At 40.6% G+C, this 22444-nt stretch carries 18 protein-coding genes; 15 read left to right on the top strand and 3 right to left on the bottom strand.

The window, feature by feature from the left end; genetic code table 11:
• Position 1 precedes the first annotated feature (1 nt).
• From topA to KQI58_RS04880, 7 genes are all read left to right on the top strand, one after another.
• Entirely contained in the window at positions 2-2080 is a 2079-nt protein-coding gene (topA, locus tag KQI58_RS04850) for a type I DNA topoisomerase (RefSeq protein WP_216406970.1), read from the top strand.
• 35 nt (positions 2081-2115) lie between these two features.
• Positions 2116-3414, top strand: coding sequence for an FADH(2)-oxidizing methylenetetrahydrofolate--tRNA-(uracil(54)-C(5))-methyltransferase TrmFO (trmFO, locus tag KQI58_RS04855; RefSeq protein WP_216406972.1), 1299 nt, complete (start codon positions 2116-2118; stop codon positions 3412-3414).
• Positions 3415-3616: 202 nt separating this feature from the next.
• A complete protein-coding gene (gene xerC / locus KQI58_RS04860; protein ID WP_437177492.1) occupies positions 3617-4516 on the top strand; it encodes a tyrosine recombinase XerC in 900 nt (299 codons plus the stop codon).
• 30 nt (positions 4517-4546) lie between these two features.
• Positions 4547-5092: an ATP-dependent protease subunit HslV gene (gene hslV / locus KQI58_RS04865; RefSeq protein WP_016179977.1), complete on the top strand. Its 546-nt coding sequence runs from the start codon at positions 4547-4549 to the stop codon at positions 5090-5092.
• A 68-nt stretch (positions 5093-5160) separates the two neighbouring features.
• A complete protein-coding gene (gene hslU, locus KQI58_RS04870) occupies positions 5161-6552 on the top strand; it encodes an ATP-dependent protease ATPase subunit HslU (RefSeq protein ID WP_216406976.1) in 1392 nt (463 codons plus the stop codon).
• Between the two features lie 17 nt (positions 6553-6569).
• Positions 6570-7358 carry a GTP-sensing pleiotropic transcriptional regulator CodY gene (gene codY, locus KQI58_RS04875; RefSeq protein ID WP_016179979.1) on the top strand — a complete coding sequence of 263 codons (789 nt, stop codon included), beginning with the start codon at positions 6570-6572 and terminating at the stop codon, positions 7356-7358.
• 133 nt (positions 7359-7491) lie between these two features.
• Complete coding sequence (locus KQI58_RS04880) at positions 7492-8361, top strand: aldose 1-epimerase family protein (protein ID WP_216406978.1); 870 nt, start codon at positions 7492-7494, stop codon at positions 8359-8361.
• 89 nt (positions 8362-8450) lie between these two features.
• Here KQI58_RS04880 and KQI58_RS04885 read toward each other — a convergent pair whose 3' ends face one another.
• Positions 8451-9065, bottom strand: coding sequence for an NUDIX hydrolase N-terminal domain-containing protein (locus KQI58_RS04885; RefSeq protein ID WP_216406980.1), 615 nt, complete (start codon positions 9063-9065; stop codon positions 8451-8453).
• Positions 9066-9695, bottom strand: a complete 630-nt coding sequence (plsY, locus tag KQI58_RS04890; RefSeq protein WP_216406983.1) for a glycerol-3-phosphate 1-O-acyltransferase PlsY — start codon at positions 9693-9695, stop codon at positions 9066-9068.
• A 125-nt stretch (positions 9696-9820) separates the two neighbouring features.
• On the opposite strand from plsY, the gene KQI58_RS04895 reads away from it, so the two are divergent.
• The 8 genes from KQI58_RS04895 to KQI58_RS04930 all read left to right on the top strand — a co-directional run bounded on the left by KQI58_RS04895 (position 9821) and on the right by KQI58_RS04930 (position 21580).
• Positions 9821-10243: a CoA-binding protein gene (locus KQI58_RS04895; RefSeq protein ID WP_216406985.1), complete on the top strand. Its 423-nt coding sequence runs from the start codon at positions 9821-9823 to the stop codon at positions 10241-10243.
• Between the two features lie 444 nt (positions 10244-10687).
• The gene (gene parE, locus KQI58_RS04900; RefSeq protein ID WP_216407065.1) at positions 10688-12715 is read left to right on the top strand and encodes a DNA topoisomerase IV subunit B; all 2028 of its coding nucleotides are present in this window, start codon (positions 10688-10690) and stop codon (positions 12713-12715) included.
• A gap of 14 nt (positions 12716-12729) precedes the next feature.
• On the top strand, positions 12730-15177 hold the full coding sequence (parC, locus tag KQI58_RS04905) for a DNA topoisomerase IV subunit A (RefSeq protein ID WP_216406987.1): 2448 nt from the start codon (positions 12730-12732) through the stop codon (positions 15175-15177).
• A 285-nt stretch (positions 15178-15462) separates the two neighbouring features.
• Complete coding sequence (pflB, locus tag KQI58_RS04910) at positions 15463-17754, top strand: formate C-acetyltransferase (RefSeq protein ID WP_216406989.1); 2292 nt, start codon at positions 15463-15465, stop codon at positions 17752-17754.
• 146 nt (positions 17755-17900) lie between these two features.
• Positions 17901-18686 (top strand): pyruvate formate-lyase-activating protein, encoded by a 786-nt coding sequence (pflA, locus tag KQI58_RS04915; protein WP_216406991.1) that lies wholly within the window; start codon positions 17901-17903, stop codon positions 18684-18686.
• 153 nt (positions 18687-18839) lie between these two features.
• The gene (locus KQI58_RS04920) at positions 18840-19769 is read left to right on the top strand and encodes a manganese-dependent inorganic pyrophosphatase (RefSeq protein ID WP_216406993.1); all 930 of its coding nucleotides are present in this window, start codon (positions 18840-18842) and stop codon (positions 19767-19769) included.
• 143 nt (positions 19770-19912) lie between these two features.
• Positions 19913-20713 carry a DUF1803 domain-containing protein gene (locus tag KQI58_RS04925; protein WP_253295787.1) on the top strand — a complete coding sequence of 267 codons (801 nt, stop codon included), beginning with the start codon at positions 19913-19915 and terminating at the stop codon, positions 20711-20713.
• Positions 20714-20716: 3 nt separating this feature from the next.
• Positions 20717-21580: an alpha/beta hydrolase gene (locus tag KQI58_RS04930; RefSeq protein WP_216406997.1), complete on the top strand. Its 864-nt coding sequence runs from the start codon at positions 20717-20719 to the stop codon at positions 21578-21580.
• Between the two features lie 2 nt (positions 21581-21582).
• Here KQI58_RS04930 and KQI58_RS04935 read toward each other — a convergent pair whose 3' ends face one another.
• Positions 21583-22137 (bottom strand): DUF2179 domain-containing protein, encoded by a 555-nt coding sequence (locus KQI58_RS04935; protein WP_216406999.1) that lies wholly within the window; start codon positions 22135-22137, stop codon positions 21583-21585.
• Positions 22138-22444: the final 307 nt, after the last annotated feature.

The raw sequence follows: 22444 nt of genomic DNA on the forward strand, positions 1-22444 counted from the left end.
TTTGGCCTATAAATACCTAGTTATCGTGGAATCACCAGCAAAAGCAAAGACGATCGAGAAATATTTAGGAAGAAATTACAAAGTAGTCGCAAGTGTTGGACATGTGCGTGACTTACCAAAAAGTAAAATGGGAATTGATGTTGAAAATAATTATGAACCCCATTATATCTCTATTCGCGGCAAGGGCGATGTTATCAAAAGTCTGAAGCAGGCGGCAAAAAAAGCACAAAAAGTTTATCTCGCAAGTGACCCGGATAGAGAAGGGGAAGCCATTGCTTGGCATCTCGCTTATTTATTAGGATTGGACTTAAAAGATAAAAACCGCGTAGTATTCAACGAAATTACCAAGGATGCAGTAAAGGCAGCCTTTAAGGAACCTCGTTCAATCGATGTTTCACTCGTCGATGCACAGCAAGCACGTCGGGCATTGGATCGCCTTGTTGGTTATTCCATTTCACCGATTTTATGGAAAAAAATCAAAAAAGGTTTGAGCGCTGGCCGTGTTCAGTCGATCGCCTTAAAAATGATTATTGATCGTGAACAAGAAATCCGCGACTTTGTGCCAGAAGAATACTGGAGCATCGATGGCAACTTCAAGAAGAAAACCAAAAAATTCAAAGCGAATTTCTGGGGTGTCGATGGCAAGAAGAAAAAATTGCCAAACGCCGAAGCAGTGAAAGAAGTTACGTCTAGAATTGATGGTAAGGATTATGAAGTCACCAAAGTGGAGAAAAAGGAACGGAAACGGAATCCAGCGTTGCCATTTACCACCAGTAATATGCAACAGGAATCTGCTCGTAAGTTGAACTTCCGTACGAGAAAAACCATGATGGTTGCCCAACAATTGTATGAAGGAATCGCACTTGGTAAACAAGGAACGGTTGGTTTGATTACTTACATGCGTACGGACTCAACTCGGATCTCGGATACAGCCAAAACCGAAGCAGCTGAGTTTATTGAAAAAACCTACGGAAAAGAATATTCGCAGCATCATGCCCGTAAAGCGAAAAATCCTCAGGGGGCACAAGATGCCCACGAAGCGATCCGTCCAACCAGTGTACAGCGGACACCGGATGAAATGAAGCAGTATTTGGACAAGGATCAATTAAAGCTTTATACCTTGATCTGGTCGCGTTTTGTTGCTAGTCAAATGACGGCGGCGATTCTTGATACGATGAAAGTAACCTTAGAACAAAATGGTGTGATCTTTATCGCAAATGGGTCGAAAATCAAGTTTAAAGGGTTCATGCAGGTCTACATTGAAGGACGCGATGACGGGAAAGAAGATAAAGAGAACATTCTGCCGGAGCTTGAAAAGGGCGAAATCGTTCAATCTGTCAATATTGAAAATAAACAACACTTCACTCAGCCGCCAGCACGATTTAGTGAAGCAACGCTGATCAAGACACTGGAAGAAAACGGAGTTGGCCGTCCATCGACCTACGCGCCAACATTGGATACGATTCAACGACGTTATTATGTGAAATTGACACAAAGGCGTTTTGAACCAACGGAGCTTGGAGAAATCGTCAATACCCTGATCGTAGATTTCTTCCCACAAATCGTGGATGTCAACTTTACGGCTGAGATGGAAAATGATTTGGATAAGGTCGAAGAGGGCAAGGAAGAATGGACGACGGTCGTTGATCGTTTCTATAAACCATTTGCAGTTGAATTGGAAAAAGCCGAAGAAGGCATTGAGAAAATTCAAATCAAAGACGAACCAGCAGGATTCGATTGTGATGTCTGTGGGCATCCGATGGTAATTAAATTAGGGCGTTATGGAAAGTTCTATGCCTGCAGCAATTTCCCTGATTGCCGCAATACAAAACCAATCATCAAAGAAATTGGTGTCGAATGCCCAGTCTGTCATAAGGGACAAGTGGTTGAACGGAAGTCGAAGAAGAATCGTTTGTTCTACGGCTGCTCACGTTATCCGGATTGTGACTTTACTTCTTGGGATAAACCAATTGGTCGGACATGTCCGAAGGATGGCGGTTATTTAGTTGAGAAGAAAGTCAAAGGCGGCAAACAAGTTGTCTGTGTTAATGGCGATTACGAGGAAGCTGTACAAAAATAACAGTATAAAAATAATTGGTATTAAGTGAGGATTAAATGGTAAAAACAGTAAACGTTATCGGAGCCGGTCTCGCCGGAAGCGAGGCTGCTTGGCAACTAGCCGAAGCAGGTGTTCCAGTGAATTTATATGAGATGCGTCCAGTTAAATCAACAGCGGCGCATCACACAGCTGATTTTGCGGAGCTTGTCTGCAGCAACTCCTTACGAGGTAACGGCTTGACAAATGCAGTAGGTGTGCTGAAGGAAGAAATGCGTCGCTTGAATTCTCTAGTTATCGCCTCGGCAGACAAAACAGCTGTACCAGCGGGCGGAGCGCTTGCGGTGGACCGAAATGATTTTTCTGCATTGATTACGCAAAAGCTGAAAGCTCATCCATTAGTGAACGTCATTTCAGAAGAAATCACGAAAATTCCTGAGGGGATCACCATTATCGCGACTGGTCCTTTAACTTCAGAAGCGCTAGCAGAAGAAATCGCGGAGTACAACGGTTCCCATGGTTTTTACTTTTACGATGCGGCAGCTCCGATTATTGATAGCTCGACCATTGATCGTGAAAAGGTTTATTTGAAGTCTCGGTACGATAAGGGTGAGGCCGCTTATCTGAATTGTCCGATGACTGAAGAAGAGTTTACGCGATTTTATGAAGCGTTAATCACGGCAGAAGTTGCCCCGCAAAAAGAATTTGAAAAAGAAAAATTCTTTGAGGGCTGTATGCCAATCGAGGTCATGGCGAAACGTGGAATCAAAACGATGTTATTTGGACCAATGAAACCGGTCGGATTGGAAGATCCTAAGACGGGGAAACGTCCTTATGCGGTGATTCAATTACGTCAAGACAATGCGGCGGCTTCGATGTACAATATGGTCGGTTTTCAAACACATTTGAAATGGGGCGAACAAAAGCGAGTCTTTCAAATGATTCCTGGGTTAGAAAATGCAGAATTCTTGCGTTACGGTGTGATGCATCGCAACAGCTTCATGAATTCGCCAGAGTTGTTAAGACCGACTTATCAAAGTAAAAAACGCGACGATTTATTCTTTGCTGGTCAAATGACGGGTGTAGAAGGCTATGTCGAAAGCGCAGGTAGTGGTTTAGTCGCTGGTCTGAATGCGGCTCGATTAGCAAAGGACGAGGAACTGATCGAATTTCCTCGCGAGACGGCGATCGGCTCAATGGCCTATTACATTACCCATGCAGAAGGCAAGCATTTCCAACCAATGAATGCAAACTTTGGGTTATTCCCAAGCCTGCCAGAACGTATCCGCGATAAAAAATTACGCTATGAAACACTTGCAGAACGTGCCTTGAACGCTCTTGCTGAGATGAATAGTTAGAAAAATTTCCGTTGCTTTGGCAATGGAAATTTTTTTATTTTGACAAAATAAATCGGATTCATGTTCGATTTGAAGGCAATTATGAAATATCTGTAAAGAATTGTTAGTATATTCGTGAAAAGTCAATAAATTCTGACAATTCAATTGTAATTAAAAAGCTCTTATGCTACATTTGTGTTATGTTTGTGAGGTGAGAAAAAGTTTGGAAAATGAAGCAGCAATGCAAGAGTTTATGGGTTATTTAATGACTGAACGAGGCTACTCTGAAAAGACCAAAGAGGCTTATCAACGCGACTTAAATGACTTTTGTCAGTTCTTAGAAAATTCGGGCAACTCCTCATTATTGGCAGTCGATCATTTAGACGTACGAGTCTATTTGGCCTACTTAAATGATCTAAAATATAGCCGCAATACCATCAGTCGAAAGATTGCCAGTCTGCGCTCTTTTTATCAATACCTTTTGAAGCATGAAAAGATCAAAGAAAATCCTTTTTCTTACGTTCATCTCAAGAAAAAGCAAGCTCGTTTACCGCGCTTTTTTTACGAAAAGGAAATCGAAGTTTTATTTGCTAGTGTGGAGGGTACCAAGCCATTAGACCAACGAAATCGTGCCTTGCTAGAGGTGCTTTACGGATCAGGTTTGCGGGTTAGCGAGTGTGCTAACCTGCAATTGTCGGTCATTGATTTTGATAATAGCGTCATGCTGATTCACGGTAAAGGGAATAAAGATCGTTATGTACCGCTGGGATCTTATGCGGCGGATGCGATCCAAGAATTTATTGCTGACGGCCGCAAGAAGTTGATGGCACGCTTTGGCAAGGAGCATGATTATCTATTCATCAATCATCGCGGAGAACAGATTACCTCGACTGGAATCGAATATGTATTAAATCAGATTATTAAGAAGAGCAGCTTGAGCAGTGATATTCATCCGCATATGCTGCGACACACGTTTGCGACGCACCTATTGAATAATGGTGCCGATTTGCGTACAGTCCAAGAACTATTGGGACATGCGAACCTATCGACCACGCAAATTTACACGCATGTGACCAAAGAAAGTCTACAAAAAAGTTATCGCTCGTTTCATCCAAGAGCTTAGAGGGCAGTTTAAAACAAAGGAGAGAACAAAATGTCAGAATCACAATTTCATTCAACCACGATTTGTGCGATTGAAAAAGATGGAAAATTAGCAATGGCTGGTGACGGTCAAGTGACCATGGGAGAGCAGGTCATCATGAAAGGAACGGCGCGAAAAGTTCGTCGGATCTATAATGGCAAAGTCGTTGTCGGATTTGCCGGCAGTGTGGCTGATGCATTTACCTTAGAGGAAAAATTCGAAGGAAAGCTGAATGAATACAACGGTAATTTGCAGCGGGCAGCCGTTGAGCTTGCGCAGGAATGGCGTACGCAACAGGCAATGAAAAACCTGGAGGCACTATTGATCGTCATGAATGACGAAGAAATGCTGTTAGTTTCTGGAAATGGCGAAGTCATCGCACCAGACGACGGTATTTTGGCAATCGGATCAGGCGGAAACTATGCGTTGGCCGCAGCTCGTGCCATGAAAAAACACAATACAGAAATGTCTGCTAAAGAAATCGCAGAAAGCGCATTGAATATTGCGGCAGATATTTGTGTCTTTACGAACCATAATATTATTGTTGAGGAAATGTAGGCTGATTTAATTTCAAAACAGCGTATGCTCTTCAAAAACAATCAAACTTAGAAGCAAGGAGAATCTAGATGACTGAAGTTAATAAAACACCAAAAGAAATCGTCAGTGAATTAGATCAATACATCATTGGGCAAGATGAAGCAAAACGCTCTGTAGCGATTGCTTTACGGAATCGTTACCGCCGGATGCAGCTAGAAGAATCGATGCAGCAGGAAGTGACACCAAAAAACATTTTGATGATCGGACCAACCGGTGTCGGGAAAACGGAGATTGCTCGACGTTTGGCGCGAATCGTCAAGGCGCCTTTCGTTAAAGTCGAAGCGACCAAATTCACCGAAGTTGGCTATGTAGGTCGCGATGTAGAATCAATGGTTCGTGATCTTGTCGAAAATGCGATCACGATCGTTGAAAAGGAACAATACTCAAAAGTCTATTCACAAGCACTAAAACGTGCAAATAAACGCTTAGTGAAGATTTTAGTTCCCGGAATCAAGAAGGAACAAAAGCAAAGCAATAACCCTTATGAGCAAATGATGAATATTTTCAACCAAGCGCAGACAGAACCAAAGGAAGAAGTCACAGAAGATATTAAGGTGAATCGCCAAACGGTTCTTGAGCAGTTGGAAAAAGGACTATTGGATCAACGCGAAGTAAGTATTGAAATAACCGAACCGAAAAAAGCGATGCCGATGAATAACGGGCTTGAGCAAATGGGCATTGACCTATCTGACACACTTGGCGCTTTGACACCAGAGAAAAAGGTTCAACGCACCGTGACCGTTAAGGAAGCACAAGAGCTCTTAGTCAAAGAGGAACAAGCAAAATTGGTTAACGAAGGCGATATTTCTACGGCGGCAATCAAGTTGGCGGAAAGCTCTGGGATTATTTTTATTGATGAAATCGATAAAATCACCTCTAAATCGCAACAAAATTCCGGTGAAGTCTCTCGCGAAGGTGTCCAACGGGATATTCTACCTATCGTTGAAGGGTCGCAGGTCAATACAAAATATGGGGCGATTCAAACAGATCATATCCTATTCATCGCCAGCGGTGCCTTTAGCTTATCGAAACCGAGTGACTTGATTCCAGAATTGCAGGGTCGTTTTCCTATTCGTGTCGAATTAAGCGATCTTTCTGCAGAGGATTTCGTGAGAATCTTGACTGAACCAAACAATGCGCTGATTAAGCAATACATTGCTTTAGTAGGTACCGAGAATGTCAAAATTATTTTCACACAAGAAGCCATCGAGCGAATTGCTCAAATTGCCTTTGATGTGAATCGGGAAACAGACAATATCGGAGCACGTCGTTTACACACGATCCTGGAAAAACTATTAGAGGATCTGTTATTTGAAGCACCAGATATGCAGATGGGTGAGATCAAGATTACAGAAGCCTACGTGGATGAAAAATTAGCTTCAATTGCACAAAATAAAGATTTAAGCCGATTTATTCTTTAAAAAATGGAGGGGAAAAAGTGGAAACATTATTAGAGAAAACACGTCAGATTAATAAGTTGATGCAGCAAAAAAATGCCTTCGAACCAGCTGCGGAACTACCTTACAACAATATGGCGCGAATTTTAGGGGACGTCTTAGGCTCCTTGACGTACATCATCGGAGCCGAAGGTGAATTGTTGGGATTAAATGAAAAGATCGATATCAATACTGATCGTGTCCGTTCGTTTCTGGTTGACCGTCAATTTCCAGATAGCTATGTTTCGGGCATGAAGGAAGTATTTAAAACAGAAGCCAATATTCCGGTAGCAAACGAATTAACGGCTTTTCCAACGGAACGTGCTGAGCTTTATCCCAATGGTTTGACGACGGTCATTCCGATTTTTGGCTCAGGCGAACGCTTAGGGACGATTATTTTAGCTCGAACAGAGGGCGCCTTTGATGATGATGATCTTGTGCTAGCGGAGTATGGTGCTACGGTTATCGGGATGGAAGTCCTCTATCAGCAGTTCTTGAATGTAGAGGAAAAAATCCGCAGTCAAACGGCGGTTCAAATGGCGATTAGCACACTTTCATACAGTGAGTTAAAAGCAGTTAAAGCAATTTTTGATGCATTGGAAGGTGATGAAGGTCGCTTGACCGCTTCAAATATAGCCGATAAAATCGGTATTACGCGTTCAGTGATCGTTAATGCGTTGCGAAAATTAGAGTCCGCCGGAATTATTGAATCTCGTTCTCTAGGCATGAAGGGAACGTATCTGAAGGTTTTAAATCCATTATTCAAGGATGAACTGGTTCGTCATAAATAGGTTTAATCTAATAATACGCAGATTCCTTTTTTATAAAAGGAGTCTGCGTTACACTATTGGAGATACATGACGTGGAAAGCAAGTCTTTTCTACAAGAAAACTATGCGTTAGCAGGGACAAGGAGTGGGGAATTATGTCAGTAACAATCAGCAATGGCTTTTTGGAAGCAACGATCAATGAAAAAGGGGCGGAGCTTGCTAGTTTGCGCGCCAATCAGATTGAGTACATTTGGCAGGCAGATCCAAAGTATTGGAATCGTCATGCGCCGTTCTTATTTCCGTTTGTCGGCCGTTTAAAGGATAATCAATATACCTATAAAGGTAAAACTTACCCGATGGGGCAGCATGGATTTGCTCGAGATAAGGAGTTTAAAGTACTTGACCAAGCAGAGGATAAGGTCTCTTTCTTACTTGAAAGTGATGAAGAAACGAAAACGGTTTATCCATTTGATTTTGCTTTAACAGTCAGTTATGAAATTTGGGGCGAAGGGATTCGTATTCGGTTCGAAGTCGAGAATACGGGTGCCGAAGAGATGATCTTTGCGCTAGGAGGACATCCGGCCTTCAATATTCCTTTAACAGAGGATTTAAGCTTTGAAGATTATTTTATTGCTTTTTCTCCACAAAAATCACGGGTTAAAATTCCATTGGAGGGACCATTTGCAAATTTGGATCAAAAGACCATTGGACAAACCAATACGAATATTCAGTTGAGTAGCGAATTATTCAAAGAGGATGCATTGATCTACGAAACAAGAGGGTTAAATGCGTATACTTTGGGCAGTGAGGAATCGCCTCATAGTGTTACTCTAGCATACAACAATATTCCGTATGTAGGTCTGTGGTCCCCTTATCCTGCTGATGCGCCGTTTGTTTGCATCGAACCATGGTGGGGCTTTGCAGACACTGTCGACAGCAATGGACGGCTGGAAGACAAAGAAGGGATGAATCGCTTAGCTGCGAAGGAAACCTTTAAAACCGAGTTTTCGATTACTGTTAGTTAGAAATGAGAAAAGTCGAGGAATTCTCTACTATCATTCTTGATAGTCTTAGAATCCCTCGACTTTTTTCTCAATTAATAATATGTTCGCGCTTAGTCGAACGGTACGTGCCAGTCCTCTGTATTATGGGCGGTGAAACACAGCTCAATTTGTTCTTTAGTATTTTTTTCCCCGGCAACAGGCGGCAATTGCTCAATCGAAAACCAGTCAGTCTGCAGGGTTTCGATATTCTCGATGAACTCTCCTCTAATCAACTGACACTCAACAAATACCTTGCACACACTATAAGCATAACGAGGAAGGTTATGTTTATTTCTGTCTTGGATAGCAATTACCTTCAGCGGTTTAACGGTCAGACCGGTTTCCTCGAATGTTTCCTTGACAGTATTTTCTTTGATGGATTGATCGAAATCGACCCATCCGCCAGGTAAGGACCAAAGCCCGTTTTTTTCCTGTACTAATAAGATTCGATTATCCTTGAAAATTGCTGCTCTTGTGTCTAACTTAGGCGTTGGATAGCCTACTTCTTCAGCGAACAGCTGTCTTAATTTTGGAACAGGGATTGGAGATTGTACAGATAGCATCTCCGTGGCTATGGTTCGAATCCGTTCAAATCGCTCTTGATCAAAGGGATCTTTTGTATAGGTTAGCCCTGCTTGAGCAAGGGCCTGCAATTCAATAGCCCAATCTAAGAATTGTTCCTCCATTTATTTCTCCTTTTTGTTCAAGCCGAAGGATACACGATTTTCATTTCCAGCTTTGATTCGCTGAATGTTTTCTCTGTGGCGATAAATAATGTAGCAGGTCAAGGCAAAACAAATGACCGTCAGCAAAAGGTTAAACGTCGGTAAGATTGTCGGCCAGATAAACGGCAATACGATCGATGAGAGAGTGACAAAAACTGCAGAGGCAATACTGGCGGCACTAACCATACTCGTAATATAGAGGACAATCAAAAAGAAAGCCAATGAATAGCAAAAGAATAAAGGAGCAAAGGCCAGCAGCATACCAGCACTCGTCGCTACGGCTTTTCCACCTTTAAAACCAGCGAAGACAGGTAAGGTATGTCCAACGACAGCGACCAAGCCAAACCATAACGGGTTGATGTCTACATGAAAGAGAGTGGGAAGAAGCGTTGCGAGTGAGCCCTTCAATAAATCCATCGCAAAGACGACAAATCCTGCTGGTTTTCCTAACACTCGAAATGTATTAGTAGTCCCAGAACTATGGCTGCCAAACTCACGTATGTCTTTTTTGAAGAAAAATTTTCCAATCCAGATACCGGAAGGAATTGAGCCCAAAAGATAAGCTAGGACAAAAATTATGGCGGTTTTCATATGAATCCTCATTTCTCTGTTAGTAAGGCTATTTTAGCAGATTTCAAAAGAGTGAACAAATCCTAATCTCGTGATATACTAAATAGCGTGAATAAGTAAAAATCAAGTTGAGCGAGGGAAATTAAATGAGTTTTAAAAATCCTAGTCAAGAAATAATTTTTCAGTATTTAGACGAAGCAAATGTTATTGCTGTAGTGGGTTTAAGTGACAAACCTGAAAAGACGAGCTATCAAATCGCTGACGTATTAAAAACTCATGGCTACAAGCTGTATGGTGTTAATCCGAAATTAGCTGGACAAACGATAAACGATATTCCAGTTGTTGAAAATTTATCGGCTGTTCCAGAAACGATTGACATCGTGGATATCTTTAGACGTAGCGAGTTTTTACCAGCAGTTGCAGAAGATTTTTTGAAAACCGATGCAAAAGTTTTTTGGGCACAGCTTGGCTTGAGCAGCGAAAAAGCAGCAGAAATGTTACTAGCACAAGGACGCAATGACATTGTAATGGATCGTTGTGTGAAGATCGAATTGAACAAAAAAATCTAATTATTGAGTTGATTTTCTTAAAAAAAAAGCATAAAATGCCTTTTCAGAAACAGGAGAGGCTTTTTTTTTGAGCTTTTTTAGCGTATCATACAAATGATGTACTTGAGATAGAGATAGCTATCCAGTTACAGTTCAATGATTTATGTGCTGGAGTAGGTATAGTATACGGTACAAACCACAAGAATTTTCATCAGAAAATGACTACGTAAATTGAAGTAAGGATGTCAGTTGCGAGTTCCACTTCGTATGTTTAATACTTTAGTGGCATCGTATGTGTACGAGAATCTTCTGAATTTTTATGTCAGAAAAGTTCGCACTTGTTAAAGAGTTCGCTCAATAATAGTAGGTATACGTTAGTTGAATGATATCCGGCATTCGAATCAAATTAATTTTTTCAAGAAATTAATACATTAAAACGAATAAGGAGCTGTAGGATTGGCTAAGATGAACAACGAATACAATGACGCTTCGATCCAGGTGTTAGAGGGACTAGAAGCAGTTAGAAAACGACCAGGAATGTACATCGGCTCAACAGATAGTCGTGGATTGCATCATTTGGTCTATGAAATTGTCGATAATGCGGTTGATGAAGCATTGTCTGGTTACGGAAATGAAATCGAAGTAACCCTTCATCCAGATAATAGTGTTGAAGTAAGTGATAAAGGACGCGGTATGCCGGTCGGGATGCACGCTTCAGGGATTCCAACAGTGGAAGTCATCTTCACGATTCTTCATGCTGGGGGGAAATTTGGTCAAGGTGGCTATAAAACCTCTGGTGGTCTGCATGGTGTAGGCGCCAGCGTGGTAAATGCTCTCTCAGAATGGTTGACGGTAACGATTGTCCGTGATGGCGTAGAATACCGTGAAGTATTCAAAGATGGAGGCAAGCCGCAAGGAACGTTGGAAAAAATTGGCAAGACCCGTAAACCAAACGGTACGACCGTTCATTTTTTACCTGATGCACAAATTTTCTCAACGCTACATTTCTCTTATGACACTTTATCTGAACGGTTAAGAGAGTCTGCTTTCTTGTTGCGGGGAGTTAAAATCACTTTAACGGACCTGCGAGGTGAAGAGAAGGTTTCAGAAGTCTTCCATTTTGAAGAAGGAATCAAAGAATTTGTTGAGTATTTGAATGAAGACAAAGACACATTGACGCCTGTGGTGTACTTTTCAGGTGAACGCGAAGGCATCGAAGTCGAGTTTTCATACCAGTATAACGACGGCTATTCTGAAAACCTACTTTCGTTTGTCAATAATGTGCGAACCAAAGATGGCGGAACGCATGAATCAGGTATGAAGACTTCAATGACCAAGGCCTTCAATGAGTATGCGCGAAAATCCGGTTTGCTGAAGGAAAAGGATAAAAACTTAGAAGGTTCTGATTTCCGTGAAGGACTATCTGCGGTATTGTCTGTTCGCATTCCCGAAAATTTGTTGCAATTTGAAGGACAAACCAAAGAAAAATTAGGAACTCCTGCTGCCCGTGGCGCAGTTGATAATGTTATCGGCGAACAAATGGGCTTCTATCTACAAGAAAATAGCGAAAATAGCCAGATGTTGGTGCGAAAAGCGATCAAAGCTCGCGAAGCACGAGAAGCAGCACGAAAGGCTCGTGAAGAAAGCCGGAACGGCAAGAAACGCAAAAAAGGTGAATCTCTGCTTTCTGGAAAACTAACACCTGCTCAATCTCGGAATGCCGCAAAAAATGAATTATTCTTAGTCGAAGGAGATTCAGCCGGTGGCTCAGCCAAACAAGGCCGTGATCGAAAATTCCAAGCAATCTTGCCTTTGCGCGGGAAAGTAATCAATACCGAGAAAGCTAAGATGCAGGATATTTTGAAAAACGAAGAAATCAATACCATGATTTACACCATTGGATCCGGTGTCGGACCAGAGTTCTCAATAGAAGATTGTAACTACGACAAAGTCATTATTATGACCGATGCGGATACGGACGGCGCTCACATCCAAGTATTATTGTTAACCTTTTTCTATCGTTATATGAAACCGCTGATTGAAGCCGGAAAAGTTTATATTGCTTTGCCACCTTTATATAAAGTTTCAAAAGGTGCTGGACGAAAACAAGTGATTGAATATGCGTGGACGGATGACGAGTTGCAGGATGCTATTAAAAAAATTGGTAAAGGCTATATGCTGCAGCGCTATAAAGGTCTTGGGGAAATGAACGCAGACCAACTGTGGGAAACGACCATGGATCCAGAATACCGGACACTGGTTCGTGTGCGAATTGACGATGCTGCTCAGGCAGAACGTCGCGTAACAACTCTAATGGGAGACAAAGTGGAGCCAAGACGTAAATGGATTGAAAGTCATGTTCAATTTACGTTAGAAGAAGACGGAAGCTTGCTGGATAACAAGGAAGAAATACCTACTGTGCCTGTAGCTGAACAAAATGAAATGGAAGAAACAACTGATGACGTTAAAATGATCAGTTTGTTTGATGAGTAGGAGGTGGTCAAAAGATGGAATCTAAGCATTCAATTCAAGAACTAACACTAGAAGAAGTAATGGGTGACCGTTTTGGCCGCTATTCAAAATATATTATTCAAGAACGGGCCTTGCCAGATATTCGTGATGGCTTGAAACCTGTTCAACGCCGAATTTTATATGCCATGAACAAGGATGGCAACACGTACGATAAAGGCTTCCGGAAATCAGCGAAATCAGTCGGAAACATCATGGGGAATTATCATCCTCACGGTGACAGTTCGATCTATGAAGCAATGGTCCGGATGAGTCAGGATTGGAAGCTTCGTCAAGTGCTGATCGAGATGCACGGAAATAATGGCTCGATGGATGGTGATCCGCCAGCTGCAATGCGTTATACAGAAGCGCGCTTGTCTCAATTAAGCGGCGAGATGTTGAAGGACATTGAAAAGGATACGGTTGATTTAGTCTGGAACTTTGATGATACCGAAAAGGAACCGACTGTTTTACCAGCTGCTTATCCAAACCTGTTAGTTAATGGGTCAACCGGTATTTCCGCAGGGTATGCGACTGAAATCCCAACACATAATCTAACTGAAGTGATCGATGGTACGATTTATTTAATCGATCATCCCAACGCTTCGTTAGAAAAAATTATGGATTATATTCCTGGGCCAGATTTCCCAACCGGAGGGATTTTGCAAGGAAAGGCCGAAATAAAAAAAGCCTATGAGACCGGTAAGGGCAAAGTCATTCTTCGTTCGAAAACCTCGATCGAACCACTAAAAGGCGGCAAGCAGCAGATTGTCATCCATGAGATACCTTATGAGGTGAATAAAGCTGTCTTAGTGAAGAAAATGGATGAGATCCGTTTGAGTAAAAAAATCGATGGGATCGCTGAAGTTCGTGATGAATCAGACCGCACAGGGTTACAGGTTGTCGTAGAATTGAAAAAAGATGCTAATGCAGAAGGAATCTTAAATTATTTATTTAAGAATACTGATTTGCAGATCAATTATAACTTCAATATGGTTGCCATTGATAATATGACTCCGCAACAGGTTGGCTTAAAGCACATTTTAGAGAGCTACATCGTTCACCGTAAAGATGTGATCACTAAACGAAGCCAGTATGAGCTGGCGAAGGCTCAAAAGCGTCAACATATTGTTGAAGGTCTAATCAAGGCATTGTCGATCCTTGACCAAGTAATTACGACGATCCGCGGAAGTAAGGATAAAAAGGATGCGAAACATAATTTAGTCGAAAAGTTTGATTTCAGTGAAGAACAGGCTGAAGCAATTGTAACTTTACAATTGTATCGTTTAACTAATACCGATATTACTCAATTGGAAAGTGAAGCGGATGAGTTAGCAGCTGAAATTAAAGAACTGCATCTGATTCTGAACAGCGAGAAGGAATTACACAAAGTCTTGAAGCAAGAGCTACGTCAAATCAAAAAGAACTACGGCAATGATCGCCTAACGAAGATTGAAGATGAAATCAGTGAAATCAAAATCGAAACTGAGGTATTGATCGCACAGGAAGATGTGATCGTAACACTAACAAAAGAGGGGTATTTGAAACGCAGCAGTTTGCGTTCCTATAATGCATCGCGCCCAGATGAACATGGGATGAAAGACGGCGATTCGATTATTTTTATTGATAAGCTGAACACTTTGGATCACCTGTTGATTTTGACAAATCATGGAAACATGATTTATCGCCCAGTTCATGAAATTACAGAGCTGAAATGGAAAGATGTCGGAGAGCATATTTCACAGACGATCACCAATCTCTCTATGAGTGAAGAAATCATCGCGGCATTCCCATACAAGGAAATTGACGCGAACAAACTCTTCATCTTCATGAGTCGAGAAGGAATGATCAAACAAACACGAATGACTGAGTTTTCGCCATGGCGTACGTATCGAAGCCGTCCTACGACAGCGATGAAGTTGAAAAATGATACAGATGAAATTGTCTCAGTCTTTTTAACGAATGAGACGCGCAATGTCGATGTCTTCATTGCATCACATCGTGCCTTTGGGCTACGCTATCCACTAGAAGAAGTGCCAGTAGTTGGTTCGAAAGCCGCTGGTGTTAAGGCGATTAATCTGAAGGATGGGGATTACGTAGTAGCAGGTGCGCTAGTTCCATCAGAGGGAGATTCACCTGTCTTATTGTTGAGCCAACGCGGGGCTGCTAAACGAATGTTAGCACAAGAGCTACCACAGCTCGGTCGGGCAAAACGTGGATTGATGATTTTCCGTGAGTTGAAGAAAAATCCACATCGGTTATCTTATATGACAGCCGAAACAGAAGGGAAACTTGTTTTAACAACAACAAAAGGCATTGAAAAGGAAATTGAAATTTCTAAAGTAGCGATCAGCGATCGCATTTCCAACGGAACCTTTGCAATTGATGAGAAACAAGAGGGCGAACTTTTCTCTGTCATGCAGTCGCAGGAACTCGATGAAGAATAGCTCCTGTATTATATAATTATATTACAGTTGGGTATCTGTTTTAATACAGATACCCGTTTTTTTGTTCACAATTCCATGTAAATAAGACTATGATGAGAAATTATTTCAATGAAATTAATATTGACAAAGTCTTTATTTTCAATGGTTTGCTAACGATTACAAAATATTTTTAACTTCTAATTAATCTTTCACAAGGAAAGGCTTGCATAAAAGATTTTATGTGTTATACTGTGTTCGTAAAGCTGTAGCAATAAAGTTTTTATATTCTAAGGAGGTCCTTTTGAAATGGGAACTGCAACAAATGAACTAGATCAAATGAAGAACACTGAAAAATCTGCTTGGGAAGGGTTTAACGGCCGTTTATGGAAAAGCGAAATCAACGTTCGCGATTTCATCCAAACGAACTATACACCTTATGAAGGCGCTGCCGAATTTTTGGCTGAGCCAACAGAAGCTACAAACAAATTATGGGGCAAATTACAAGAACTTCAAAAACAAGAACGTGAAAATGGCGGCGTATTAGACATGGAGGCAGATGTTGTATCTGCAGCAAATGCTTATGGTGCTGGCTATATTGACGAAAGCTTGAAAGACGAAGAAGCAATTGTTGGTATTCAAACAGACAAACCTCTGAAACGTGCGTTTATGCCTTATGGCGGTATCCGCATGGCTGAAGAATCACTTGAAAGATATGGCTATACTCCAAATCCTAAATTTACTGAAATTTTTAACGATTACCATAAAACACACAATCAAGCGGTATTTGATGTTTACACACCAGAAATTCGTGCAGCTCGTCGCGCTAAAATCATTACTGGACTTCCTGATACTTATGGTCGTGGACGTATCGTTGGTGACTATCGTCGAATCGCTTTATATGGTATTGACTACTTAATGCAAGAAAAATTGAAAGACCACGCGAATTGCGGTCATGGCCAATTTACTGAAGAAGATATTCGTCTTCGCGAAGAAATTAGCGATCAATACAAAGCGTTGAAACGCATTAAAGAAATGGCTGCTGCTTATGGATTTGATATTTCACGTCCAGCAGAAAATGCAAAAGAAGCCGTTCAATGGACTTACTTCGGTTACTTAGCAGCAATCAAAGAACAAAATGGTGCTGCAATGTCTATCGGCCGTGTGTCTACTTTCTTGGATATCTATATCCAACGTGATATCGAAAAAGGCCTTCTTACAGAAGAAAAAGCACAAGAATTGATTGACCACTTGGTAATGAAATTACGTATGGTGAAATTCGCGCGTATTCCTTCATACAATGAATTGTTCTCAGGTGATCCTGTTTGGGCAACCTTATCAATCGCTGGTATGGGTATGGACGGACGTACTTTAGTAACTAAGAACGACTTCCGTTTCTTGCACACATTGGAAAACATGGGACCATCACCAGAACCAAACTTGACTGTTTTGTATTCTTCTCGTTTACCAGAAGGATTTAAAGATTATGCAGCGAAAATTTCAATCGATACTTCATCAATCCAATACGAAAATGACGATGTAATGCGTCCAGTATGGTTAGATGATTATGCAATCTGCTGCTGTGTATCTGCTACACAAACAGGGAAAGAAATGCAATTCTTCGGCGCTCGCGCAAACTTGGCGAAAGCTTTGTTATATGCGATCAACGGTGGGGTTGATGAAAAATCTAAAGCACAAGTCGGACCTGATTTCCGTCCAATCGAATCAGACGATGCTCTAGACTTTGATGAAGTAATGGCTAAATACGATGAAGTGTTAGAATGGTTAGCTGGAATGTATGTTAATACATTGAATGCAATCCACTTCATGCATGACAAGTATTACTATGAAGCTGCTGAATTAGCATTGATGGATACAGACTTGAAGCGTACATTTGCAACAGGGATCGCTGGATTCTCACACGTTGTCGATTCATTAGCTGCCATCAAATATGCGAAAGTATTCCCAATTCGTGACGAAGACGGCATTGTTACTGACTTCAAGATCGATGGCGAATTCCCTAAATATGGAAATGACGATGCTCGTGCAGATGATTTAGCCGTTTGGGTATTGAAAACCTTTATGGAAAAATTAGAACATTACCATACTTATCGTAATTCAGAACCAACAACGTCAATCTTAACGATTACTTCAAACGTTGTTTATGGTAAAGCGACAGGTACAATGCCTGACGGACGTAAAGCTGGCGAACCATTGGCTCCAGGAGCAAACCCATCTTACGGTGCAGAACAAAATGGCTTATTAGCGTCACTGAACTCATTGACAAAATTACCTTACGAATATGCGTTGGACGGTATTTCAAATACACAAAGTATCAACCCAGATGCGTTAGGTCATGATGAAGACGAACGAATCGAAAACTTAACAAACGTTTTAGATGGTTACTTCGATCAAGGCGCTCATCACTTAAACGTGAATGTCTTCGGCAAAGAAAAATTAATTGATGCAATGGAACATCCAGAAAAAGAAGAATACGCAAACTTCACGATTCGCGTTTCTGGTTATGCCGTTAAATTCATTGATTTAACTCGCGAACAGCAAGAAGATGTTATCAGCCGTACATTCCACGCAAAAATGTAATTGCTGATTTCAACAATTGAATGTATAGTTAGGGCGGATGGACGGAAAGTCTATTCGCCTTTTTATTGAAAGACTTGCTTTATGTTGATACATGACTCAAATTTTCAAAAGGAAAATTTTTAATATATATTAGAGGGGGACTGTTTATGTCTACTGTGGCTGAACAACCTATTGTCGGAAATGTCCATTCAATTGAAAGCTTCGGATCAGTTGACGGACCTGGTGTACGCTTTATCGTCTTCATGCAGGGCTGCCGGATGCGTTGCCAATTTTGTCATAATCCAGACACATGGAAAATCAATGATCCAAAGGCTAAGAAAAGAACGGCGGATGATTTATTAAAGGAAGCCTTGAACTACCGCAGCTACTGGGGGAAAAAAGGCGGAATCACTGTGAGTGGCGGCGAACCGCTGCTGCAAATTGATTTTTTAATTGATCTGTTTAAAAAAGCGAAAGCAATGGGGATTAATACGACTTTAGATAGCTGTGGGAAACCCTTTACTTTTGAAGAACCGTTTTTCTCTAAATTTGAAGAATTGATGCAATATACTGATTTGATTTTATTTGATATCAAACAGATTGACAATCAAAAACATAAAGAATTAACCGGTCATAATAACGATAACATCCTAGAGATGGCAAAATACCTTTCAGATATCAATAAGCCTGTTTGGATTCGTCACGTACTTGTTCCTTTTAGAAGTGACTACGACGAATTTCTCATTCGATTAGATACCTTTATCAAAAGCTTGAACAACGTCGATAAAGTTGAGATTTTACCTTATCACACGATGGGAAAATATAAGTGGGAAGAAATGGGATTGAAGTATCCATTAGACGGTATTGAACCGCCAACGGATGACCGCGTGGAAAATGCAAAAAAATTGCTGCATACAGAAGATTATAAAGGCTATTTGAAACGTAAAAATTAAAAATCGAAAGATCAGGCCAAAAAAGGTCTGATCTTTTTTATAGAAAAATATGAAATAGCTGGTAAATATGAATGAAAATAAGCAGCAGGTTGTTGCTCTTTTGCTTTTTTTTGATATGATAAAGAAGAACTTATTTAAAGGAGCGATTCAACTATGGGAAAAGTTTTAATTTTTGGACATCAAAATCCAGATACAGATGCGATCGGAGCAGCGATTGCCTATGCGAACTTGCAAAAAGAACTAGGTGTGGATGCGGAAGCAGTTGCGCTAGGAACACCAAATGAAGAAACGCAATTTGCTTTGGACCACTTTGGTTTGACAGCTCCACGAGTGGTGGAAAAAGTCGCCGCTGAAACAAATGAGGTTATGCTAGTCGATCATAATGAATTCCAACAAAGCGTTAGTGATATTGAAGATTTAACTGTTTTGGCTGTGGTGGATCATCACCGGATTGCAAACTTCCAAACGGCTAATCCACTGTACTATCGCGCCGAACCAGTAGGCTGTACCTCAACTATCGTATTGAAGCTTTATAAAGAAAACAATATTGCAGTACCAGCGAAAATTGCAGGTATGATGCTTTCGGCAATCGTATCCGACACATTGTTATTCAAATCTCCAACATGTACGCAAGAAGATATCGATGCAGCAAATGAACTAGCTGAAATTGCTCGTGTAGACTTAAACAGCTACGGCTTAGATTTATTAAAAGCAGGAACGAATTTAAGCACGAAATCTGAAGCAGAATTATTGGATTTAGATGCGAAGTCATTCCCAATGGCTGATAAAACAGTCCGGATTGCTCAAGTCAATACGGTTGATTTAGATGAAGTATTTGCTCGTCAAGATGCATTACGCGACGCGATGTTAGATGAAAATGTTAAAAACGGCTATGATCTATTCTTATTACTGGTTACGAACGTCCTAAATTCTGATTCAGAATTATTAGTAGCTGGTGAACCACGAGAAATGGTCACAGAAGCATTTAAGGTAAAACTAGAAAATGACCGTGCCTTCTTGCCAGGAGTGGTTTCACGTAAGAAACAAATCGTGCCTCAATTAACAGAAGCATTTGAAAAATAATTTAAATTTATAAAAAAGTGGACTTTCAACGGTCCACTTTTTTGTGGAAATTTTTGATTAGGATTATAATGCGATTGGATCATGAGATCGTTAAGATTCAATTGAATGTAAACTTATTCCTTCCATTAAGAAAGAAGGCTATTATGGAACTATTTACTAGCGACAAAAAGAGTCAAATTAAACTGAATGGTCCTGAATTCCAAAAATTATTGAGCTATTTTCAAGGGGTGAAGGAACCAGTCATATTAAGGGAGGTTCGGAAAAATTTTCCGAATCAGAAACATCTAGATAAGAACTTAGATTTTTTGATTGGTCAAGGGTTTGTTTCTCGTCATGAGCGTCGTTACGAACTTAGTTTATCGGTTATGAAGGACTATCCTACAAGCGAGCTCGTGGCGCATTTTTTACAAAAGACAGGTAAAGAGTATTCAGCAGAAGATTTGCTGGTTTGGTTGAGTGAAGACCTGTGGGACCATGGATTAGAGAGAACGATAGCGGTTGATTTCCCGTTACCCACACGCTATTGTTTAGAAAGTGATCAGTTTCGTTTAGTCTCGATCAATCCAAGTCAAGAATTGCCGGAGACACTGCCAAATTATTTTGAGAATAGTGATAAGCCAGATTTGTTTCCTAACTTAGCTGGTTTGATCGGCGATGTTAATCCAGAGTTTTTTACGAATCAGATCAATCTTATTCTCGAACGAGTGATGTCAGGAAAAGCCCCTCGGCGAGAAACAATCTTCTTAAAAAGTTTGATAGATAGCGGAGTCATTGCGGAACGACCAGAATGGCATGTATCTATCTCATTATATGAAGAAGATTTTTCACTCGATCCGATTCAAGAGCTGGATCGTGATGCAGTATTCTTTTTCAGCCGACAATTGGCAGAGCGATTATTAGATAAACAAGAAAGTTTTACGTATTTAATGAAGAAGAAGGCATAAAAAATGCAAAGAATTATCAAGGCGATTATTCTGATTATCAGCTTCTTGCTGGTTTTTGCAGGTGTATATTACGCAAAAGTTCGCTATTTTGGACCTGGAACATTAGCAAAACAAAAATCAGTTCACTATTCGAACGTTCCCACAGTATTTATCCATGGTTATGAAGGAAATTCTTTTTCTTTCGGGCCCTTGCTTCGTCGCTTAGAAAGAGAAGATGTGGCTAAACGAGAAATGACCATTGTTGTTCAGGCAGATGGCAAGCTAACAGTCGAAGGTAAGTTAAAAAATACCAACGATAACCCAACGATTATGGTCCTTTTTGCTAAAGATGTGACAGATGAAATCACACAAAGTAAATGGATTGATAAGGTGATGCGCTATTTGTATAAACAAAAGGTTTATCGCGTTAATTTGGTCAGTCATTCAATGGGAGGCGTTTCATCGCTGCGCTATTTATTGGAATATGCCGGCGATCAAACACCGATAACAGAACGCTTCGTTACGATCGCAGCCCCCTTTAATGATCTGGAAATCGCCGAAGATACGGAAGAGATTTTTGCTTATGAGTTAACAGAAAAAGGTCCTAGTGGTGAAACCCCCATTTATCAATATTTTGATCAAGCGATGGGAAAACTGCCCAAAGAGTTGCGTGTTCTTGATGTTGCTGGAGATTTAAAAGATGGTACCGAAAGCGATGGGTCTGTTTCGACCCATAGTGCCTTCGCGCTTCGTCTGCTATTTCAGAAGCACGCCAAGAGTTATCAGGAATTCACGGTTACCGGAAAAAGCGGTGGACACTCAGCTATTACGAAGAGTGCTGAGCTAGAGAAAAAAATAATAGATTTTATTTGGAAAAAAGCAGCTTGAGGCTAAAGCTTCAAGCTGCTTTTTTGTCGTTTTCGAACTTTCTTGGTCCAGAACCCACCAGAAATGTATTTCGGCTCATAAGAGATAATGAATGCTCGGGCTTCAATCTCTTTAATTAGCGCGTAGAGTGTTCGCTCTGTTTTACGGGGAGAGAGAATCTCCAAAATCATGCGTCCGCCTTCCAACCCTTCACCGTAAGATTGTGTCACACCATACCCGTTCTCCCGTAAGATGCGAGGTAAACTGGTCTCTTGATCAGTATTTGTTGGCAAAATAACTGTGACCATGATATACCCTAGCGCTAACTTGTCTTCAATTTTTATTCCCACACTAATACCGATCGCATAACCTAACGCATAGGTTAGTAAATTAATAGGGTTATCCAAGCGATCTAAAACCATCGAAAGACCCAGAATATAAATGGTAATCTCAACCATGCTCATTAATGGGGCTAAAATACGGTAGCCTTTCATCGTCAGCATAAAGCGCAGTGTATTCAAAGTGACATAAGCGAAATTGATAAAAAATATCATTATTAGCATTTTTATGTCGATCATCATAAAACCTCCATTGTTGTATAAAGTTCTTATTTAATAAGGGAATTGTGCTTGATTTGTTCCATATGAACTAGCCTAACGATTATTTTGTCAAAAGGCAAATAGAAGGAAGTTAAGATAGAAGAATTGCTTTAATATTTGTCAAAAAAACAGATATTAGAAATAATAATTGTTATTTATTGGAGAAAAACAGATTTATTTAAAAGAATTGAAAATTTTATCTTCTATTTTAAATCTTATTATAATATAATGTTAGGTAGAGGGATTTAATAATGTAACGGACGATCTACAAGACGTATAATTCGTT

Source organism: Enterococcus raffinosus (assembly GCF_018917525.1).
Lineage (GTDB): Bacteria > Bacillota > Bacilli > Lactobacillales > Enterococcaceae > Enterococcus_A > Enterococcus_A raffinosus_A.